The 16,928-nt window shown below is 75.0% G+C and carries 16 protein-coding genes; 9 read left to right on the top strand and 7 right to left on the bottom strand.

The window, feature by feature from the left end; genetic code table 11:
• Positions 1 to 12: 12 nt before the first annotated feature.
• Both MM438_RS00200 and MM438_RS00205 read right to left on the bottom strand, forming a co-directional pair.
• Complete coding sequence (locus MM438_RS00200) at positions 13 to 1,611, bottom strand: ABC transporter permease (protein WP_241449239.1); 1,599 nt, start codon at positions 1,609 to 1,611, stop codon at positions 13 to 15.
• Complete coding sequence (locus MM438_RS00205; RefSeq protein WP_241449240.1) at positions 1,608 to 2,543, bottom strand: ABC transporter ATP-binding protein; 936 nt, start codon at positions 2,541 to 2,543, stop codon at positions 1,608 to 1,610. The genes MM438_RS00200 and MM438_RS00205 overlap by 4 nt, the downstream gene beginning before the upstream one ends.
• A gap of 130 nt (positions 2,544 to 2,673) precedes the next feature.
• Here MM438_RS00205 and MM438_RS00210 point away from each other — a divergent pair, with 130 nt between their 5' ends.
• Positions 2,674 to 3,180, top strand: a complete 507-nt coding sequence (locus tag MM438_RS00210; RefSeq protein ID WP_241449241.1) for a MarR family transcriptional regulator — start codon at positions 2,674 to 2,676, stop codon at positions 3,178 to 3,180.
• 7 nt (positions 3,181 to 3,187) lie between these two features.
• On the opposite strand, the gene MM438_RS16555 is transcribed toward MM438_RS00210, so the two are convergent.
• Entirely contained in the window at positions 3,188 to 4,717 is a 1,530-nt protein-coding gene (locus MM438_RS16555) for a diguanylate cyclase domain-containing protein (protein ID WP_241449242.1), read from the bottom strand.
• A 165-nt stretch (positions 4,718 to 4,882) separates the two neighbouring features.
• On the opposite strand from MM438_RS16555, the gene MM438_RS00220 reads away from it, so the two are divergent.
• On the top strand, positions 4,883 to 5,056 hold the full coding sequence (locus MM438_RS00220; RefSeq protein WP_241449243.1) for a CsbD family protein: 174 nt from the start codon (positions 4,883 to 4,885) through the stop codon (positions 5,054 to 5,056).
• Between the two features lie 71 nt (positions 5,057 to 5,127).
• Here the strand turns inward: MM438_RS00220 and MM438_RS00225 are convergent, their stop codons facing one another.
• Positions 5,128 to 6,186: a quinone-dependent dihydroorotate dehydrogenase gene (locus MM438_RS00225; RefSeq protein ID WP_407568226.1), complete on the bottom strand. Its 1,059-nt coding sequence runs from the start codon at positions 6,184 to 6,186 to the stop codon at positions 5,128 to 5,130.
• A 50-nt stretch (positions 6,187 to 6,236) separates the two neighbouring features.
• Here MM438_RS00225 and MM438_RS00230 point away from each other — a divergent pair, with 50 nt between their 5' ends.
• Positions 6,237 to 6,773: a ribonuclease FAU-1 family protein gene (locus MM438_RS00230; RefSeq protein WP_241449245.1), complete on the top strand. Its 537-nt coding sequence runs from the start codon at positions 6,237 to 6,239 to the stop codon at positions 6,771 to 6,773.
• Between the two features lie 69 nt (positions 6,774 to 6,842).
• Here the strand turns inward: MM438_RS00230 and MM438_RS00235 are convergent, their stop codons facing one another.
• Both MM438_RS00235 and MM438_RS00240 read right to left on the bottom strand, forming a co-directional pair.
• Positions 6,843 to 7,220: a neutral zinc metallopeptidase gene (locus MM438_RS00235; RefSeq protein WP_241449246.1), complete on the bottom strand. Its 378-nt coding sequence runs from the start codon at positions 7,218 to 7,220 to the stop codon at positions 6,843 to 6,845.
• Between the two features lie 79 nt (positions 7,221 to 7,299).
• Entirely contained in the window at positions 7,300 to 7,920 is a 621-nt protein-coding gene (locus MM438_RS00240; protein WP_241449247.1) for a DUF2382 domain-containing protein, read from the bottom strand.
• Positions 7,921 to 8,067: 147 nt separating this feature from the next.
• Here MM438_RS00240 and MM438_RS00245 point away from each other — a divergent pair, with 147 nt between their 5' ends.
• The 4 genes from MM438_RS00245 (at position 8,068) to MM438_RS00260 (ending at position 12,388) form a co-directional block, all read left to right on the top strand.
• Positions 8,068 to 10,227, top strand: a complete 2,160-nt coding sequence (locus tag MM438_RS00245; protein ID WP_277627895.1) for a DUF3352 domain-containing protein — start codon at positions 8,068 to 8,070, stop codon at positions 10,225 to 10,227.
• Between the two features lie 17 nt (positions 10,228 to 10,244).
• Entirely contained in the window at positions 10,245 to 10,679 is a 435-nt protein-coding gene (locus MM438_RS00250) for an ATP-binding protein (RefSeq protein WP_241449249.1), read from the top strand.
• Positions 10,680 to 10,709: 30 nt separating this feature from the next.
• The gene (locus tag MM438_RS00255; protein ID WP_241449250.1) at positions 10,710 to 11,573 is read left to right on the top strand and encodes a DUF5926 family protein; all 864 of its coding nucleotides are present in this window, start codon (positions 10,710 to 10,712) and stop codon (positions 11,571 to 11,573) included.
• Between the two features lie 101 nt (positions 11,574 to 11,674).
• On the top strand, positions 11,675 to 12,388 hold the full coding sequence (locus MM438_RS00260) for a glycosyltransferase (RefSeq protein WP_241449251.1): 714 nt from the start codon (positions 11,675 to 11,677) through the stop codon (positions 12,386 to 12,388).
• 198 nt (positions 12,389 to 12,586) lie between these two features.
• Here the strand turns inward: MM438_RS00260 and MM438_RS00265 are convergent, their stop codons facing one another.
• Positions 12,587 to 14,731: a hypothetical protein gene (locus MM438_RS00265; protein WP_241449252.1), complete on the bottom strand. Its 2,145-nt coding sequence runs from the start codon at positions 14,729 to 14,731 to the stop codon at positions 12,587 to 12,589.
• Positions 14,732 to 14,822: 91 nt separating this feature from the next.
• On the opposite strand from MM438_RS00265, the gene MM438_RS00270 reads away from it, so the two are divergent.
• On the top strand, positions 14,823 to 16,184 hold the full coding sequence (locus tag MM438_RS00270) for a sensor histidine kinase (protein WP_241449253.1): 1,362 nt from the start codon (positions 14,823 to 14,825) through the stop codon (positions 16,182 to 16,184).
• Between the two features lie 10 nt (positions 16,185 to 16,194).
• Positions 16,195 to 16,884, top strand: coding sequence for a response regulator transcription factor (locus MM438_RS00275; RefSeq protein ID WP_241449254.1), 690 nt, complete (start codon positions 16,195 to 16,197; stop codon positions 16,882 to 16,884).
• Positions 16,885 to 16,928: the final 44 nt, after the last annotated feature.

The following is a 16,928-nucleotide window of genomic DNA, read 5'->3' on the forward strand; positions in this document are numbered from 1 at the left end:
GCCGCGCGGCGTTCAGCCCGCGCAGAGATCACGCCGTCGGTAACCCACCAGTCCGATCACGGTCAGCAGCACGGCCAGGCCCGCGCAGACCAGCGCCGGACCGGGGTCGAAGGGGTCCGCGGGCGGCTGGGACAGGGGCGCGAAGGGGGTCGCCCGCACCACCCGGTCGGGCAGGCCCACAGCCGCGCCGAACCATCCCATCACCAGCGACCAGCTCACGACGAGCCAGGGCAGCACGGCCAGCCGGGGTGCCCACCCGTGGACGGCCACGGCGAGGCCGGTGATCACCAGGACGCCGGGCAGCTGGGCGAGCGCGGCCACCAGCAGGGTGCCGAAGAGCCCCACGTCACCCACGAACTGCGGCAGCGCCAGGAAGATCCCGATCACGACCAGCGCCAGCGTCGGCGCCCAGGTCGCAGGCACCAGGTGGCTGAGCAGCAGCCGGGTGCGGGAGGTGTCGGTCGACAGCAGCAGCTCGGCGTGGCCGCGCTCCTCCTCCCGCCGCAGCAGCGCGAAGAGCTGCAGGGAGAGCACGGCGACCAGGGGCACGAGGACGCCGATGATGGCGACGTAGAACGCGTCGGTGAGGCTCGCCGCCCCACCCCCCATCCGCCGGAAGCGGTCGGCCAGGTCCGGGGACTCGCGGAGCAGGTCGTCCGTGGACGCCGCGAGCGTGCCCATCCCGTAGGCGAAGATCGCCAGCCCCGCGGTCCACGAGCGCACCGTGGTGTGGCCCAGCCGCTTGGCGAGGGTCGTGGCGTCCCGCAGCTCCCAGGTCGCGCGGGCGGGCCCGAGGCCGGCGGCACGCAGCCCGGCGCCGTGGTCCCGGCGCCCCTCGAGGACCATCGCGAAGGTGATCAGCAGCGCGGTGAGGGCGGCCGGGAGCAGGAGCACCGACCAGCGGTTTCCGGCATACGGCTGCGACAGGGCGGGCCACTCCAGGGGAGAGGCCCACTGCAGCAGGGGGTTGCGCGGGGTCGCACCGTCCCCGAGGGCCCGCGCCGCGTAGGCCGCACCCAGGGTGCCGAGCGCGAGTCCCCGTGCGCCCCGCGCGGACTCGCAGACCTGGGCGGCGACGGCGCCGACGCCCGCCCACACCGCCGTGCCGAGCGTGACTGCCAGCCCCAGCACGAGCGAGCCCCGCGGATCGCCGCTGGGCCCCAGCAGCGACACCCCGGCGAGCAGGCCGAGCAGGCCGCAGGCGCCGAGCGTGACCAGCAGCGCGGCGGCCAGCGGTGCGTGGCGCCCGACGGTGCCGGAGCGCAGCAGCTCCAGCCGTCCGTCCTCCTCCTCGGCCCGGGTGGCGTTGACGACGCCGAGCAGCGCCATGATCGCCGCCACCGTGACGAGGAAGGTGCCCACCCGCCACATGACGAAGGCGCCCACGTGGAGCAGGTCGTACGGCGGGCCGAGGATCGCCCGCATCGTGGGCTTGCCGGCCAGCGACTCGGCCATCGCCACCCCCGCCGGCCCCTCGGGGACCGCCGTGCGATAGGCCGCCGCCGACGCGGGGAACATCGAGGCCAGGACGAGCAGCCAGGCCGGCCAGGACCACCGGGTGCGACGCAGCAGCGCGCGGGCGAGGAAGCCCGTGCCGGTGAGGGTGCTCATCGCCCACCCTGCTCCGGCTCGCCCCCGGGCCGCCCGCCCTCGTAGTGCCGCAGGAAGAGCTCCTCCAGGGTGGGCGGGGAGCTGCTCAGCGACCGCACGCCCAGCGGGGCGAGGCGGGCGAGCAGCTCGGACAGGGCCTCCGGCTCGGCGTGGCAGGTGACCCGGTCGCCCTCGACGAGCAGGTCGTGGACGCCGTGGATGTCGGCGAGGTCGAGCGGCTGGGGATGGGCCACCGTCGCGGTGACCAGGGTGCGGGTGAGGTGGCGCAGGTCCGCGAGGGTCCCCGACTCGACGATCCGGCCGGCCTTGACGATGCTCACCCGGTCGCAGAGGGCCTCGACCTCGCTGAGGATGTGGCTCGACAGCAGCACCGTGCGGCCGCGGTCGCGCTCGCGGCGGATCTCGTCGGTGAAGGCCCGCTCCATCAGCGGGTCCAGGCCGCTGGTGGGCTCGTCGAGGAGCAGCAGGTCGACGTCGGACGCCAGGGCGGCCACGAGGGCGACCTTCTGGCGGTTGCCCTTGGAGTAGGTCCGGCAGCGCTTGCGGGGGTCCAGCTCGAACAGCTGCAGCAGCTCCTCGCGGCGCCGCTCGTCCAGGCCGCCCCGGGACCGGCCGAGCAGGTCGATGGCCTCGCCGCCGGTGAGCCCCGGCCACAGGTTGACGTCACCGGGCACGTAGGCGAGGCGACGGTGCAGCGTGGGGGCGTCGCTCCAGGGGTCGCGACCGAGGACGCTCACGCTGCCCCCGTCGGCGCGCAGGAGCCCGAGCAGGATCCGGATCGTCGTGGACTTGCCTGCTCCGTTGGGGCCCAGGAAGCCGTGCACGTCCCCGCGCCGGACCCGCATCGTCAGCCCGTCGAGCGCCCGCGTGGAGCCGAAGATCTTGGTCAGGTCCTGGATCTCCAGGGCGAGGCCGGTGGGTTCGTCAACCATGTGACTGCTCCGCGGGGTCGGTGGTGAGCCAGGCGAGGCGCGCCGGGACACCCTGACCCTAACCAGGTTTCACACCTTTGTGAATAGTCAGAGCATTGTGTCGTGAGTGAACTCCGGTTACCGTCCTGGTATGACGGCTGGTCGGGAAGACGCGCGCCACGCCTTCGTCGACCGCATGGGCGACCTGGGTGCAGGCAGCGGCATGCCTCGTATGGCGGCACGCACCTTCTCCCACCTCCTGAGCCTGGACGACGCGGCCGCGACCGCCGCCGACCTGGCCGAGGCGCTGGACGTCAGCCCGGCGGCGATCTCCGGGGCGGCGCGCTACCTCGAGTCCGTGGGGCTCGTCCGCCGCACCCGTGAGCGGGGCTCCCGGCGCGACCTGTTCGTGCTGCAGGAGGAGGTCTGGTCCGACTACGTCGCCCGCAGCCTGGACCTGCTGCGGGTGTGGGGAGAGGTGCTGGTCGAGGGTTCGCAGGCGGTGCCCGACGGCGCGGCCCGACGACGGCTCACGGAGAACGCCGCGTTCTTCGACTACCTCGCTGACGAGCTGGACGACTCGATCACCCGCTGGCAGGCCGGCCTCGGCACGGGCCGGGTCCCGCCCGGCACGCGCGAGCAAGGCGCCCCGGCCTAGCGGAGGCTCAGGCCCGCACGACGCGCGCCCCGCCCGCCTCCCGGGCGCACTCGACCAGCTCCAGGCCGCGCGCGATCGCCTCGGCCAGCCGCTCGTCGTCCGCCCCCACGGTCACCACGCCGATCGAGGCGGTGACCAGGGGGCTCTCGGCCGAGGCGTCCAGCCGGGTCAGCGGCTCCAGGGCGCAGGTGAGCGGGGAGTCGTCGGTCGGCGGGCGGGTGACCACGAAGGTTCCTTCGGCATACCGCACGCACAGGTCGCGGCTGCCGCACCGGGCTCGCAGCTCGGTGGTCACCCGCCGCACGACCGCGTCAGCCGCCTCCCGGCCCAGCCCGTGGGCCACCGTCGTGAGGGTGTCCAGGTCGATCACGGCGAGCTGGGCCCCGGCCGTCCCGGAGACGTCGAGCTCGGCGAGGTGCATCCGGTTGGGCAGCCCGGAGACGGCGTCCAGCGTCGTGAGCGGTCGCACGGTGGCGAGCCGGTGCTCGTCGACGCGGGCCACGCCGGCCTGGTCCGCCTCGGTGTCGGGCGGGACCTGACGGACGCGCTGCCAGACGGCGAGCGCGCGTTCCGCGGAGCGCGCCTGGGTCTCGTGGACGCGCGCCAGGCAGTCCTCGCGCGCCTGCCGGACCCGGGCGGCCTCGACCAGGTCGCCCTGCTCCTCCAGGAGCTCGACCAGGTCGGCGAGGAGCTCGGCGAGGTGGCCGTCGGGCAGGCGTCGGGCGAAGCTCTCCAGGAGCTGCCGGCCCTCGTCGTGGCGCCCCTCGAGCAGGCCCAGCCGCGCCAGCACCCGCACCACGGTGCAGGCGTTCGTGACGTCGCGCATGTCCTCGGGTCGCGGCAGGCCGGCGGCGAGACGCCGGGCCCCGGCGACATCACCCGCGTCCAGCCGGGCCAGCGCCCGGACGGCCCGGATGTGGCCGGCGAGCTCGGGCCAGCCGCGCAGCGCCAGCCGTTCCGCCGCCTCCAGTCCCGGGACCTCCAGGGCCAGGCCGGTGCCCCGGACGCTGTGCAGGTCGTAGAGGTTGATGACGGCGAGGGCCTCGATCGCGCACGAGTGCCGGGTGTCCTCCAGGCCCCAGCCGGTGCGGAAGCCGCGGGCCAGCAGGATCGCCTCGAGATAGAGCTCGGCCGCCCGGTCGGGGTCGACCACCTGCAGCGCGACGCCGAGGTCGTGGACGGCCTGGGCCAGGGCCACCGCGTCGTCGCACCGACGGGCGAGGGCCACCTCGGCCTCGTGCGCGGCCACGGCCTCCTCGGCCAGACCCAGCTCGGCGAGCACCCCCGCCTGCAGCCCCAGCGCCCGGGTGGTCCACCGAGGGTCGACCTTCCCCTCGTCCAGGACTCGCGCCGTGGTGGCGATCACCTCGTCGAGCCGCTGCTCGCGCCAGGCGACGAAGGCCTCGAGGACCTGCCGCCCCGGCCCCTCACCGACCGCGTCGAGCCCGGACCGGAGCGCCTTGGGAGCGGCATAGCGAGCGGACCACAGGCGCTCGAGCAGACGCTCCTCGCGGGTAGGTGGCTCCTCCGAATTCACGCCGACAGCATAGGGGCCCTGGTCAGGGCGTCGGCTCGGTCGAGGCCACGGCCCGCCCCGACCGAGGTGGCGGCCGGAGCGCGTGTACTACCGACAGCGACCGGGTATGACCAGGAACGACCGGGGCGCACCCGTTCCGGGAACGGCGATCGAGAGGAGCCCGCCATGGGTCTCGACGACAAGTTCGACAACGCTGCGCAGGACGCGTCCGGCAAGCTCAAGGAGGCTGCGGGCAAGGCCAGCGGCGACCGCGAGATGCAGGCCGAGGGCAAGGGCGACCAGATGGCGTCCGACCTCAAGCAGGCCGGCGAGAAGGTCAAGGACGCCTTCAAGCACTGACCACGCCGACGCTGCCGGGGTTCACGGACGCCGTGGCCCCGGCAGCGTCGTCCCAGGGGTATGTCGGGCGCTCAGGCGCGCCCGGCCAGCGCCCGCGCCATGGGCGGCACGACCTGCGGGCCGTGCAGCGCCAGGGCCGAGTAGACCTGCACGAGCGAGGCGCCCGCGTCGAGCATCGCCAGCGCGTGCTCCGGCGTCCGCAGCCCGCCCACCCCGATGATCGGGATGCGGCCCCCGCTCTCCCGGGCGACCAGGCGCACGACGTCCAGCGACCGCAGCCGCAGGGGCGCACCGGACAGGCCACCCGCCTCGTCGGCATACCGCCGCTCGGACGCCGCGAGACCCGCCCGGGACAGGGTGGTGTTGGTGGCGATGATCCCCGCGACCTGCTCGTCGAGGCAGACCCCGACCAGGTCGGCGAGCGCGGCGTCGGTGAGGTCGGGGGCGACCTTGACCCAGATCGGGACGGCCCGGCCGAGGGCCCGCCCGTCGGCCTGCAGCGCGGACACGATCGCCCGCAGCGCGTCCTTGTCCTGCAGCTCGCGCAGGCCGGGGGTGTTGGGCGAGGAGACGTTGATCGCGACGTAGTCCGCGTGCCGGGCCAGCCGCCCGAAGGAGTAGCGATAGTCCTCGACCGCGTCCTCCAGCGGGGTCACCTTGGACTTGCCGAGGGAGATGCCCAGCGTGCCGGCGGGCCGATGGCGGTCCAGCCGGGCGGCGAGGGCGTCGGCCCCGGCGTTGTTGAAGCCCATGCGGTTGATCACCCCGTCGCTCTCCGGCAGGGCGAACAGGCGTGGCCGCGGGTTGCCCGGCTGCGGGTGCCGGGTCACGGTCCCCACCTCGACGAAGCCGAAGCCCAGCGCCGGCCACACCGACAGGGCGTGCCCGTCCTTGTCCATGCCGGCCGCCAGACCCACGCGGTTGGCGAAGCGCACCCCGCCGACCGTCACCGGGTCGTCCGTGCGGGTCAGCCGGGCCAGGGGAGCCAGCAGCTGCGGACGCCGGTCGGCCAGGGACATCGCGGTCACCGTGCGGCGGTGCACGGTCTCGGCGTCACCACCGGACACGGCATACAGGGAGGGGCGCAGCAGCGAGTCGTAGAACCGGTCGAGGAGGGTCACGACCCCCATTGTCGCAGCCGGTGCGAGGGCCCGGGCAGCGGTGGGGCTAGCCTGCGGGCATGCAGCGGACGGTGGGCGAGCGCGTCGACATCAGGTTCACCAAGTGGGACGGCGGGCGGCACTGGGAGTATGCCGCGCGGTATGCCGGCCACGACGCCCACGGCCGCTGGCTGTGGATGCCTGCCGGCACCCCGCTCGCCCGGCCCGGCCGCAGCGAGGTCGCCGAGCACGACGCGGTGATGTGCGTGCCGCGCGAGTCCGGCCACGTGCTCACCACCCACGCCGCACCCCACGGCGTCCGGCACTACGTCGACATCACCACCCCGCCGCTGTGGTCCCGGATCGGGGGGATCCTCACCGTCAGCATGGTCGACCTGGACCTCGACGTCGTGGAACGGCGCGACGGCTCGTCCTACCTCGACGACGAGGACGAGTTCGCCGATCACCAGCTCGAGATGGCCTATCCGCCCGAGCTCGTCGTCCACGCCGAGGCCGAGGCGCAGCGCCTGATGGCCGCGGTCGTCGCCCAGGAGGAGCCCTTCGCCGCGGACGCGGAGTCCTGGCTGGCGCGCGGGCGGGAGCTCCCCGGCGTCTGACCAGGCGGCACGCCGAAGGCCGGTCACCCGCCGACGAGCGGGGGACCGGCCTACGACCGTCGTGCCTGCTCAGGCGACCTTGGCCTTGTCGGGGGCCACGATCGTCGGCAGCGCCGCGTCGACGATCTGCTGGAACGCGCGGGCGCCGAGGACCTTGCGCCTGGGACGCGAGGTCTCCTGCAGCTGGCAGGCCGAGGCGGCCGCACGACGACGCTGGATGGGCGTGATCATGCCCATCCAGAACTGCACGTGGTGACCGAGCTCGTGGGCGACGACCCCCTGCCGGGCGATGTCGCCGTAGCCGAGCTCGTCGTAAGCCTGCAGGATGCCGTCGCCCATGATGATGCGGTCGCCGGGCACGATGCCGGGGACGACCTCCTGCCCCCACGCGGTGAACCAGTCGGCGTCCGTGAAGGCCGCGGTGCGGTCCTTGATCCAGGTGCGCAAGACGGTGGGACGAGGGCCCCGCGGCGCGGCGGGACCCTCGGGGCGGCCCGGCCTCGTGGAAGGTCGGCGAGCTGTCGCGTCAGCGGTTGCGGTGTGATCCTCGGTAGTCGCCCGTGAGCCCAGCGCCACCCGAGTGGCCTTCACCCCGGGGGGCGACGTGCTCGACCTCCACGACCTCCTTGGCCAGGTCCGCCGACACGGTCTCCTCACGGGTGACCCGGTCGACGAAGACGCGCACCCGCTCCACCGGGATCACCTGGGTGACGACGCGCTCCTCGTGCAGCACGATCTCGTGCACCGGCGCGGCCTCGCCGTGCTCGTCGAGCGCCACGGGACGGTGCTCGCGAGAGGCCTCGACGGCTGCGGCCTTCGCGGGGTTGCCCGCGAGGTCCTGCTCGCGGTCGTGCTCGTCGACGGGGATCTCCTCGACGACGAGCTCCTCCCGGCGGACGACGACCGTGCGCTCCTCGGTCACCACGCGCTTGGACAGGCGCAGCCGACCGGTCACCACCGGGCGGGTGGTGACGAAGAGCTCCTCCTCGTGGCGGGTCATGGCGACCCCGCCGGCATCGTTGCCGGTCAGGTGGGTGCGTTCGGTGGCGTCGAGCTCGGTGCGGGCCCGTTCCTCGTAGGTGCGCTCGGTCTCCAGGACGTGGTCGGGGTGGTTGGGGTCGTACCGGTCACTCGTCTGGTCCCGCATCTTGGCTCCTGTGCGTCAGAGGGGTATTCGTCACAGACCTACCCGGTGCGTGGGGAAGGTATGCGCCGGGGCGGCGGGCTGAAGCGGTACCCGGGTGAGCCGACGCGTTAGCGTGGGGCCAATCGGGACCACGGAAACAGGAGCACCATGTCCGACCAGCATGAGGACCTGCCACGACGCGGAGGGCGCTCCGACGTGCCCCGCAGCGGGGCCAGGCGCGGCGGGCCGCCGCGGTCCGCGGGGCCTGGACCTGCGCCTTCCTGGCAGGAGGAGCCTCGGCCTGCTGCGCCTCGGCCCGGGGAGCCCCGGGCTGCGGCTCGTTCGGCCGGAACCAGAGCTGCTGTCCCCCGGTCCGGTGAGGCCCGGCCTGCGGCGTCTCGTCCGGGGGAGCTGCGGGCTGCTGTGTCCCGGTCGGGGGAGGCCCGTCCTGCCGCGTCCCGGTCTGCCGCGCCTCGGCCCGGGGAGCCCCGGGTCCCGTCCCGTTCGGGGGAGACGCGGGCTGCTGTGTCCCGTTCGGGGGAGGCCCGGGCTGCTGTGTCCCGTTCGGGGGAGGCCCGGGCTGCTGTGTCCCGTTCGGGGGAGGCCCGGGCTGCTGTGTCCCGTTCGGGGGAGGCCCGGGCTGCTGTGTCCCGGTCCAGGGAGACCCGAGTCGCTGCCTCTCGGTCTGCCGGGCCCCGGGCAGACGCCCCCACGGAGCAGCGCCACCCCCGCGGCTCGACGGTCCACGACGTCCGCCGGCCCGGTCGGCGGCGCCGGGCTCCGCGCGTGCTGGGTGGGGCGGCGGTGCTGGCACTGCTGGGAGGCGGTGGCGCGTATGCGGCATACCACCAGGGGCTCTTCGGGGGCGTGGGCCCGGGCCCGGCCGAGGTGGTGCCCGGTCGTGCCGTGGGGTACGTCCGCCTCGACCTCAACCCCGACCTGGGGCAGAAGATCGCGGCCTTCCGCCTGATGAGCACGCTCCCCGAGGTCAAGGACGCGATGGGGGAGGACAAGGACCCCCGTAAGGCCGTCCTCGAGATGGCCAAGGGCGAGGACCGCGCCCTGAAGGACGTGGACTTCGACCGGGACGTCAAGCCCTGGCTGGGCGAGCGCGCCGCATCAGCGGCCTACCTGCCGGCCGACGGCGCGGGTCTGGTGCCGCTGCTCGTGCTGGCGGTGACCGACGAGACCAAGGCTCGGGCCGGGCTGCCCAAGCTGGGGGTGGACCAGGCGACGACGGACCTGCGGTTCCGCCACGGCTACGCCATCGTCGCCCCCAAGGGCAAGGGCGACGCGGTGCTGACCGCCGCGGCCGCGAGCACCCTCGCCGACAACCCGCACTTCCAGGCCGACATGGCGGACCTGGGCAGCGACGGGCTGATGTCCTTCTGGGGAGACCTCACGACGCTGGCCAAGGCCGACCTGCGACCCCTGGTCGACGCGATGGACCGGGCCACGCAGTCCCCGCGACCGGCGGGAGCCACCCGACCCTCCCCGGGCGCCACCCCTGCCGATGTCGCCGGGCTGAAGACGCAGCTCGACCGGGCCGGGCGGCTCGCGGCGGCGGTCCGGCTCGATCCCGGTCACGTCGAGCTCGCGGGCATCCAGCGTGGCGCCCGGCGCACCGCGAGCGAGGTCGTCACGGACAAGGTCGACATCGGTGCCGTGCCCGCGGGGACGATGCTCAGCCTCGGCGTCGCAGGCGCCGGCCAGGCCGTGCGCGAGAACTGGCCCTCGGTGCTGAAGGAGCTGGATCGTCAGCACGCGAGCGACCCCCGCTCACCGTCGTCGAGCGAGCTGGTGGCCCAGGTGCGGCAGTCCCTCGGGCTCGCCCTCCCGGACGACCTGACCACCCTGCTCGGCAAGCAGCTCGTGCTGAGCGTCGCCGACCAGGACCTGGGCGCGGTCGACGACCAGCACCCGCTCCTCGCAGGCATCCGCGTCACCACCGATGCCGCCAAGGGCGAGCGCGTCGTGCGCGCGATGCAGGCCAAGCTCGGCCAGCAGACGGGGGCCCAGCCGGACGCGCTCCCCCTGAGCGCCAAGGCCAACGGCCAGACCCTCACGGTCGCCTTCGACCAGGCCTATCGCGACACCCTCGCGCAGGGCGGCACCCTCGGGGCCGAGGAGGACTTCCGCAAGGCCGTCCCGTCCACCTCCTCGACGACCTCGCTCTACCTCTCCCTGGACCGGCTCGAGCCGAGCTATCTGGACCAGGTGCCCGCCGACCGGCGCGCGCTGGTGCGGGCCCTGCGCAGCATCGGTCTGGTCTCCGACCAGACTGGGACGAGCGACGGCAGCTTCGCGCTGCGGCTCGTCGTCGACTGACGAGCACCTGGAGCGCCATGCCACCCCGCGTCCGCACCCTCGACGAGGTCGACGAGTCCCGCCTGCTGCCCTGGGCACTGGCCAGCGCCGCGGAGGCGCGCACCGCCCTTCGGCATACCCTCGCCGGGAAGGAGGTCTCCGACCGCACCGTCGACGAGGCCGTGCAGGTGCTCTCCGAGCTGGTCGCCAACGCCGTCCAGCACGGTGCCCCCCTCGCCGACGACGTCCTCCGCGTCCACTGGACCCTGCGCAAGGGCGTCGTCGAGGTCGACGTGACCGACGCGGGTGGCGCCCACCACCCGCAGCCGGTCCGCATCACCCCCTGGCAGACCCGCGGACGGGGGCTGCGCATCGTGCGGGCCTATGCCCACGAGTGGGGGGTCCTCGACCAGCCCGCCGGGATCGTCGTGTGGGCCTCCCTGGGCGGCCCCTCCCGGCGCCGGACCCGCTGAGCCCCGTCCGGTTGCGGCTAGGGTGGCCCCATGGGCAAGGCATCTCGTCGCAAGGGCGACACCACCAAGACGCGTCCCGCGCCGTTCGTGCGCCGTCCCTTCGAGGGCCTGGACGGCGAGACCGACCTGGTCGCCATGCGGGAGATCGTCCCCGCGGCCACAGCGACCCTGGCCCTGCGCGAGCCCATCGGCGACATCTCCTCCGTCTCGGTCTGCACCGTGCTGCCGATGGCCTGGCCGGGACTGCGCCGCGCCGACGGCGAGGTCCTCGTCGGGCTGCAGTCCGGCACCTCCAGCGGTGACGCCTCCCGCGACCTCGCCCAGGCGATCCTGGTCGCCGCGCAGACCGAGCCAGGCAACCCCGTCGCGACGCTCACCCTCGCCACGGCCGAGACCCCCCGGCTGCAGGACCTGATCGACCCCGCGACCCCGGTCGAGATCGAGGTGCACGAGGGCTTCGAGTTCTGGGTGCCCGAGGGCGAGCTCGACGCCGAGGGTCGTGAGTCGCTGCAGCGGGCCAACGAGTCCGCCATCCCCACCGTCAAGCTCGACGGCGTCGCCTCGGCCTACTGGTGCGAGATCGGCGAGCGCACCTATGTCCGCCAGGTCCTGGCCGACGACGAGGACGCCGCCACCGACGCCCTGGCCCGCCTGCAGGCCCGCGGCCAGTCCTCGCTCGACGAGTCGCACCGTCTGCTCGGCGCCTTCCGCGCGTGCGGGCTGCTCGTGCCCGTGTGGGAGGTCGACCCCGAGGCCGAGCCGGAGAGCTGGGCCGCGCCGATGCGGCAGATGAGCGAGCGGTATGCCGAGGCGCTGGCGGCCACCGAGCCGCTGACCGCCGACGAGCGTCGTGCCCGCTCCGGTCTGCAGAGCCGACAGATCACCCTGCGCTGAGCGGGTGGCCCCAGGTGACGCAGACCCCGCCGGGTGCGACCGGGCCCGATGCGGCCGGTCCTGGGACGAGCCGGCCTGACGCGGCCGGCGCAGGCGCGTCGGTGGCCGTGATCATCCCGGCCAAGGACGAGGCCGCGCGCATCGCCGCCACCGTCCGGGCGGCCCTCGGGCTGCCCGGGGTCGACCTCGTGGTGGTCGTGGATGACGGCTCGCGCGACGCCACCCAGGACATCGCGTCGCAGGCGGGTGCCCTCGTCGCCCGCCATCCCCGCAACCGTGGCAAGGCCTCCGCCCTGCAGACCGGGCTCGACGTGGTCGCACGCCGGGACGCGCGGGAGGGCCGCGTCGGGACCGGCCGGCGGCTCGTGCTCTTCGTCGACGCCGATCTCGAGGAGTCCGCGGCCGAGGTCGACGTGCTCGTCGCCCCGGTCGCGCAGGGCGAGGCGGACATGACCATCGCTGTCCTCCCCCCGCAGCGGTCGCCCGGCGGCGGGCGGGGCCTGGTCGTCGGGCTAGCCCGGGACGGGATCCAGGAGCTCACCGGGTGGACCCCCACCCAACCGCTGTCGGGGATGCGCTGCCTCAACCCGGCTGCCCTCGAGGCCGGCACGCCGTTGGCGCCAGGATGGGGCGTCGAGACCGCCCTCACGGTGGACGTGCTGTCGGCCGGGCTGCGGGTGCTCGAGGTGCCGTGCGCCCTGCACCACCGGGTGACCGGGTCGGACTGGCGCGGACAGCTCCACCGCGCCGAGCAGTACCGCGACGTCCTGCGCGCCCTGGCCGTGCGCCGGCTGCGCCGCCGGCTCGGCCGCTGATCGCCCTACCTCCAGCCGCGACGTCGCCCCGGGGCGCCACGCTCCCGACCCCCACGACCGCCGCACCTGACGCTCGACGTGCGTGCCTCCTGCCCCCCGGCAGCTCAGCAGAAGCACCTTCTGGGGGCCCAGGACGTGCGGTTGCCGGGCTGCGAGCGCAGCACAGGTCCCCGGATGGGGGTCGAGGGGCGGACGGGGTCAGGGACGCGGGTGGCGTATGGCGAGGACGGTGGCCACCACGAGCGGGATCAGCACGGTGGCGCCCACCGCGGGGATGGCCACGCCCGAGTCGTTGGTGGCGAAGCCGACGGCATACACCAGCAGGATCGAGGCGAGCCCGGTGCGCAGCAGGGGGACCTGCTCGTAGCCGGGGCGCAGCAGCCGCCCGAGTGTCGAGTCGGGCCGCGCCACGACCCACGCGGCGGCCAGCAGCCCGATCGGCACCAGGAAGGCCAGGGGCGCGGTGAGCAGCATCTGGAGGTTCTGGGCGGCCTTGCGGGCGACCACGTCGGCGGCGCCCCCGTCCCCGAGCGTCTGCACGAACCTGCCCAGGTGCGAGCGTGATCCGGCGGGTCGCAGGTAGTCCGCCACGGCCAGGGCCGTCACGGCGAGCGCGGTGACCAGACCGATGCCGAGCACCCGGCTCCAGGTCAGCCGCAGCCCGAGCGCGACGAGGACGAAGACGACGACGGCGGGCAGCAGCGCGATCGGGCCGCCGAGGTCGGCGCCCCACGTCGGCAGCCCGTCGACCGCCACGGCGGCCAGGCCGACCAGGCCCGCGAGGAGGGCGCCGCGTCGGGGACGCCCGGCGCGGCGATCGTGCCCGGCGACGGCGACCATGACCAGCAGGGTCGCCGTCGCGAGCAGGGAGAAGGCGACGTTGCCGAGGCCGTAGAAGCGGCCGGCGACGGTCGGCTGCTCGCCGAGCAGCGTGGACAGCGTCAGGTGCGAGCCGGTCACCGCGTCGCCCCCGACGGTCAGCGCGGTCAGCGCCGCCACGGCCGCGGGCGGGCCGAAGGGGCGCCGGCGCCAGGGTCCGAGCAGGGCCACGGCCGCGAGCGAGCCGGCGAACGCATAGATCACGAGCCACAGGGCCACGGCCCCGCCGCGCCACCAGGGCACGAGCCCGGCGAGGTAGGTGGCCGCGGGGACGCAGGACATCGCGACGACCCCCCGGGACAGCCCGCGCAGCAGCCGCCCGCGTCGGTCCGGGTCGGCCCGGCGGCAGAGCAGGCCCACGACCAGGCAGGCGAGCAGCTGCGTCAGCGCCCACGTCGGCCAGAAGGCCAGCGCCACCGGCTGCACCAGGCGGGCGGCGTCGGCGTGGTCGGCGACGGCGGCGACGCGGGCCGCGGCGGGGGCGTCGTCCGGCTGCACCGTCCACGGCTCGGCGGCCCAGGTCGGGTGCCGCACCCCGGTGGCCCAGGCCGCGACCGTGGGCGCCACGTCGGTCAGCAGCACGTAGCCCGGCTGGCGGGTGGCGGCCGAGCGCAGGACGCCCACCCCCTCGGCGCCGCCCTGGTCACCGGCGGGGCCCACGACCACCGGTCGCAGCCGGGCTCCCGCGCCGTCGTCGGCCAGCGCCGCCACGACGACGGTGGCGTCGGCCGGTGCGGCGGCGAGGACCTCGCCCAGCCGCAGGTCGAGCGCACGGACCTGGCCGGCGCGGTCGGGATCGCTCGCCCGCACCGCGCCCGGGTCGACCAGGGTCACCGGGCATGCGGCGAGCCGCTCGCGCAGCCCGGAGGTGGCGTATGCCGACCAGCGCGCCACCTGCCCGCTCCCCGAGGCGGCCGCGACGCCGGCACCCGGTCCGACGGCGGCCACGCAGGTGCCGTGGCGGGTCAGGGTGTCGGCCAGCGCCCCGAGGTGGGCGTCCTGCCGGGTGGTGGTCGCCGCGGCGACGTAGTCCGACCACCCGGGCACGACCCCGCCCCCGCTCGTGGGTGGTGCGGGCAGCGTGCGGCAGGGCCCGTCCTCGGGCTGGGCGGCCCGGGTGCCCGCTGCGAGGGTGAGCCACCCGTCGACCGGGCAGGTGTCGAGGTGCACGGACCGGACCACGAGGGCGCCGACGCCCCCGCGCTCGACGAGCCGCCACAGGTGCGGGGTCGTGGCCGGGGAGAGGTCGTCGACGGCGAGCCCGGCGAGTCCGACGACCACCACCGGGCGGGGGGAGGGACCGGCCGCGGCGGGCGGGAGCGGTCCCGACGTCCAGGCCACGGCCGGCAGCATCAGCAGGGCGAGGAGCCAGCGTCGCAGCCGGTCCCCGGTCGCGCGGTGAGTCCGTCCGCGATCCGCGCCCGGACCCCGAGCGGCGGGCGGGGCGAGGCGGGAGACGGTCATGGCGGCCAGCCTAGGTGGGCTTCCCGACATACCCCGGGAATCCCCCGCAGGGGGAGGTGGTCCGTCGACGCCCGACCCTAGGCTGACCCGCATGCCCAGACCGACGTCCGCCGTGGCCGCGCACCTGCGCGACTTCTTCGCCACGGACGACCTGTGGGAGCGGCCCGGCCCGACCTCCGCGCAGCGACGCAACGACCTGTGGATCGCCCTGGTCGTCTGGGCGCTGGCCGGGCTGGGGATGGAGCTCTTCCGCAGCTTCGTGGACGCGACCTACCTGGACCACCCGGGGTGGCTCTACCAGCTGCTGATCGCGGTCGGGGTGCTGCCGCTGGTATGGCGCCGCAGCCACCCGCTCCTCGTCCTGGGTCTCCTGCAGGCCCACCTCTTCCTCGTGGGCCTGACGGTGCCCGAGGTCATGCAGTCCTTCCCGATGCAGTGCGTCTACGTGTTCTCGTTGTTCAGCGGGGTGGCGTGGGCGCGCTCCCGGCAGGCGATGCTGGGCGTGGTCGCCGCGGTGCTCGTGCTGATGTTCGGGTGGATCACCTGGCAGTTCGCGCTGGGCAGCGCGGTGGCGGACCTGGTCCGCCAGCTGGGCAGGGGCAAGGCGCCGCGCGGGATCTTCCCGCTGGTCGCGGCCAACGTCGTCTACACCGTCCTGATGAACGTGGCGTTCTTCGGCGGCGGCATCGTCGGCGGGCAGGCCGCCTGGCGGCAGGCGCGGTCCCGCGACCAGGTGGAGCGGCAGGCCCGCCAGCTCGCCGAGCAGGCCGACGAGCTCGCCGACCGCCGGGTCGTCGAGGAGCGGCTGCGCATCGCCCGCGAGCTGCACGACGTGGTCGCCCACCACGTGAGCGTCATGGGGGTCCAGGCCGCTGCCGCCCGGCGCGTCCTGGACCGCAACCCGCAGGCCGCTGCCGCGGCGCTGGAGAACGTCGAGGCGTCCTCGCGCCAGGCCGTCGGCGAGATGCGCGGGCTGCTCGGGGCGCTGCGTCGGGCAGGCCCGCCCGAGGCGCCGCTGTCGGGGGACGACCACCGGGCACCCCAGCCCGGCCTCGACCAGATCCCCGAGCTGGTCCAGCAGGCCTGCCTGCCGGGCTTCACGGTGACCTACGAGATCGTCGAGGACCGGCCGGGGGCGCTGACCGAGGTGCCGATGCCCATCGGGCTCTCGATCTACCGCACCGTCCAGGAGGCCCTCGCCAACGTGCGCCGCCACTCCACCGCCAGCCGCGCCACGGTCGCGGTGCGCCTGGTCGAGGCCGGCGGGCGACGCCACGTCGAGGCCGAGGTCCTCGACGAGGGACGCCCCCGCGCAGGCACCTCCGGCAGCGGCCTCGGGCTGCTGGGCATGCGCGAGCGGATCGCCAGCCACGGCGGCACCTCCGAGATCGGGCCGCGGGTGACCGGTGGCTACCGGGTCCGGGTGCGCTTCCCCCTCACCACCGCCGTCTAGGGTGAACGCCATGGAGACGGGGGAGCGGGGGCAGGCGCTGCGCGTCCTGCTGGCCGACGACCAGGCGCTCGTGCGCTCGGGATTCACGCTCATGCTCAGCGTCGAGGAGGACCTCGAGGTCGTCGGCGAGGCCGCCAACGGCCAGATCGCGCTCGAGCAGGCCCGCGCCCTGCGCCCCGACGTCGTGCTCATGGACGTGCAGATGCCCGTGCTCGACGGCATCCAGGCCACCCGGCAGATCGTCGCCGAGGGCCTGGCCACGGTGCTCATCCTGACGACCTTCGACGACGACGACTACCTCTTCGACGGACTGCAGGCCGGCGCGAGCGGCTTCCTGCTCAAGAACGCCGACCCCGACCAGCTCGTCGACGCCGTCCGCGCCGTCGGGCACGGCCACGCCCTGCTCGCCCCCGAGGTGACCCGACGGGTGATCGCCAGGATGACCGCCGTAGCGGCCGGAGCAGGGGCGGGCGCGGGCCGTCATACCGCCGCCGTCGCGTCCCTGACCGACCGGGAGCGGGAGGTGCTCGTCCTCGTCGCGCGCGGCCGGTCCAACGCCGAGATCGCCCAGGAGCTGTACGTCGGGGAGGCGACGGTCAAGACCCACGTGTCCAACTGCTTCGCCAAGCTGCAGGTCCGCGACCGGGTCCAGGCCGTGGTCGCGGCCTACGAGAGCGGACTGGTCCACCCTGGGGACTAGACCAGCATCCGCCGCGCGGGGGAGGTGCGACCGGGCCCCGGCTC

Source organism: Arsenicicoccus dermatophilus (genome assembly GCF_022568795.1).
Classification (GTDB): domain Bacteria; phylum Actinomycetota; class Actinomycetes; order Actinomycetales; family Dermatophilaceae; genus Arsenicicoccus; species Arsenicicoccus dermatophilus.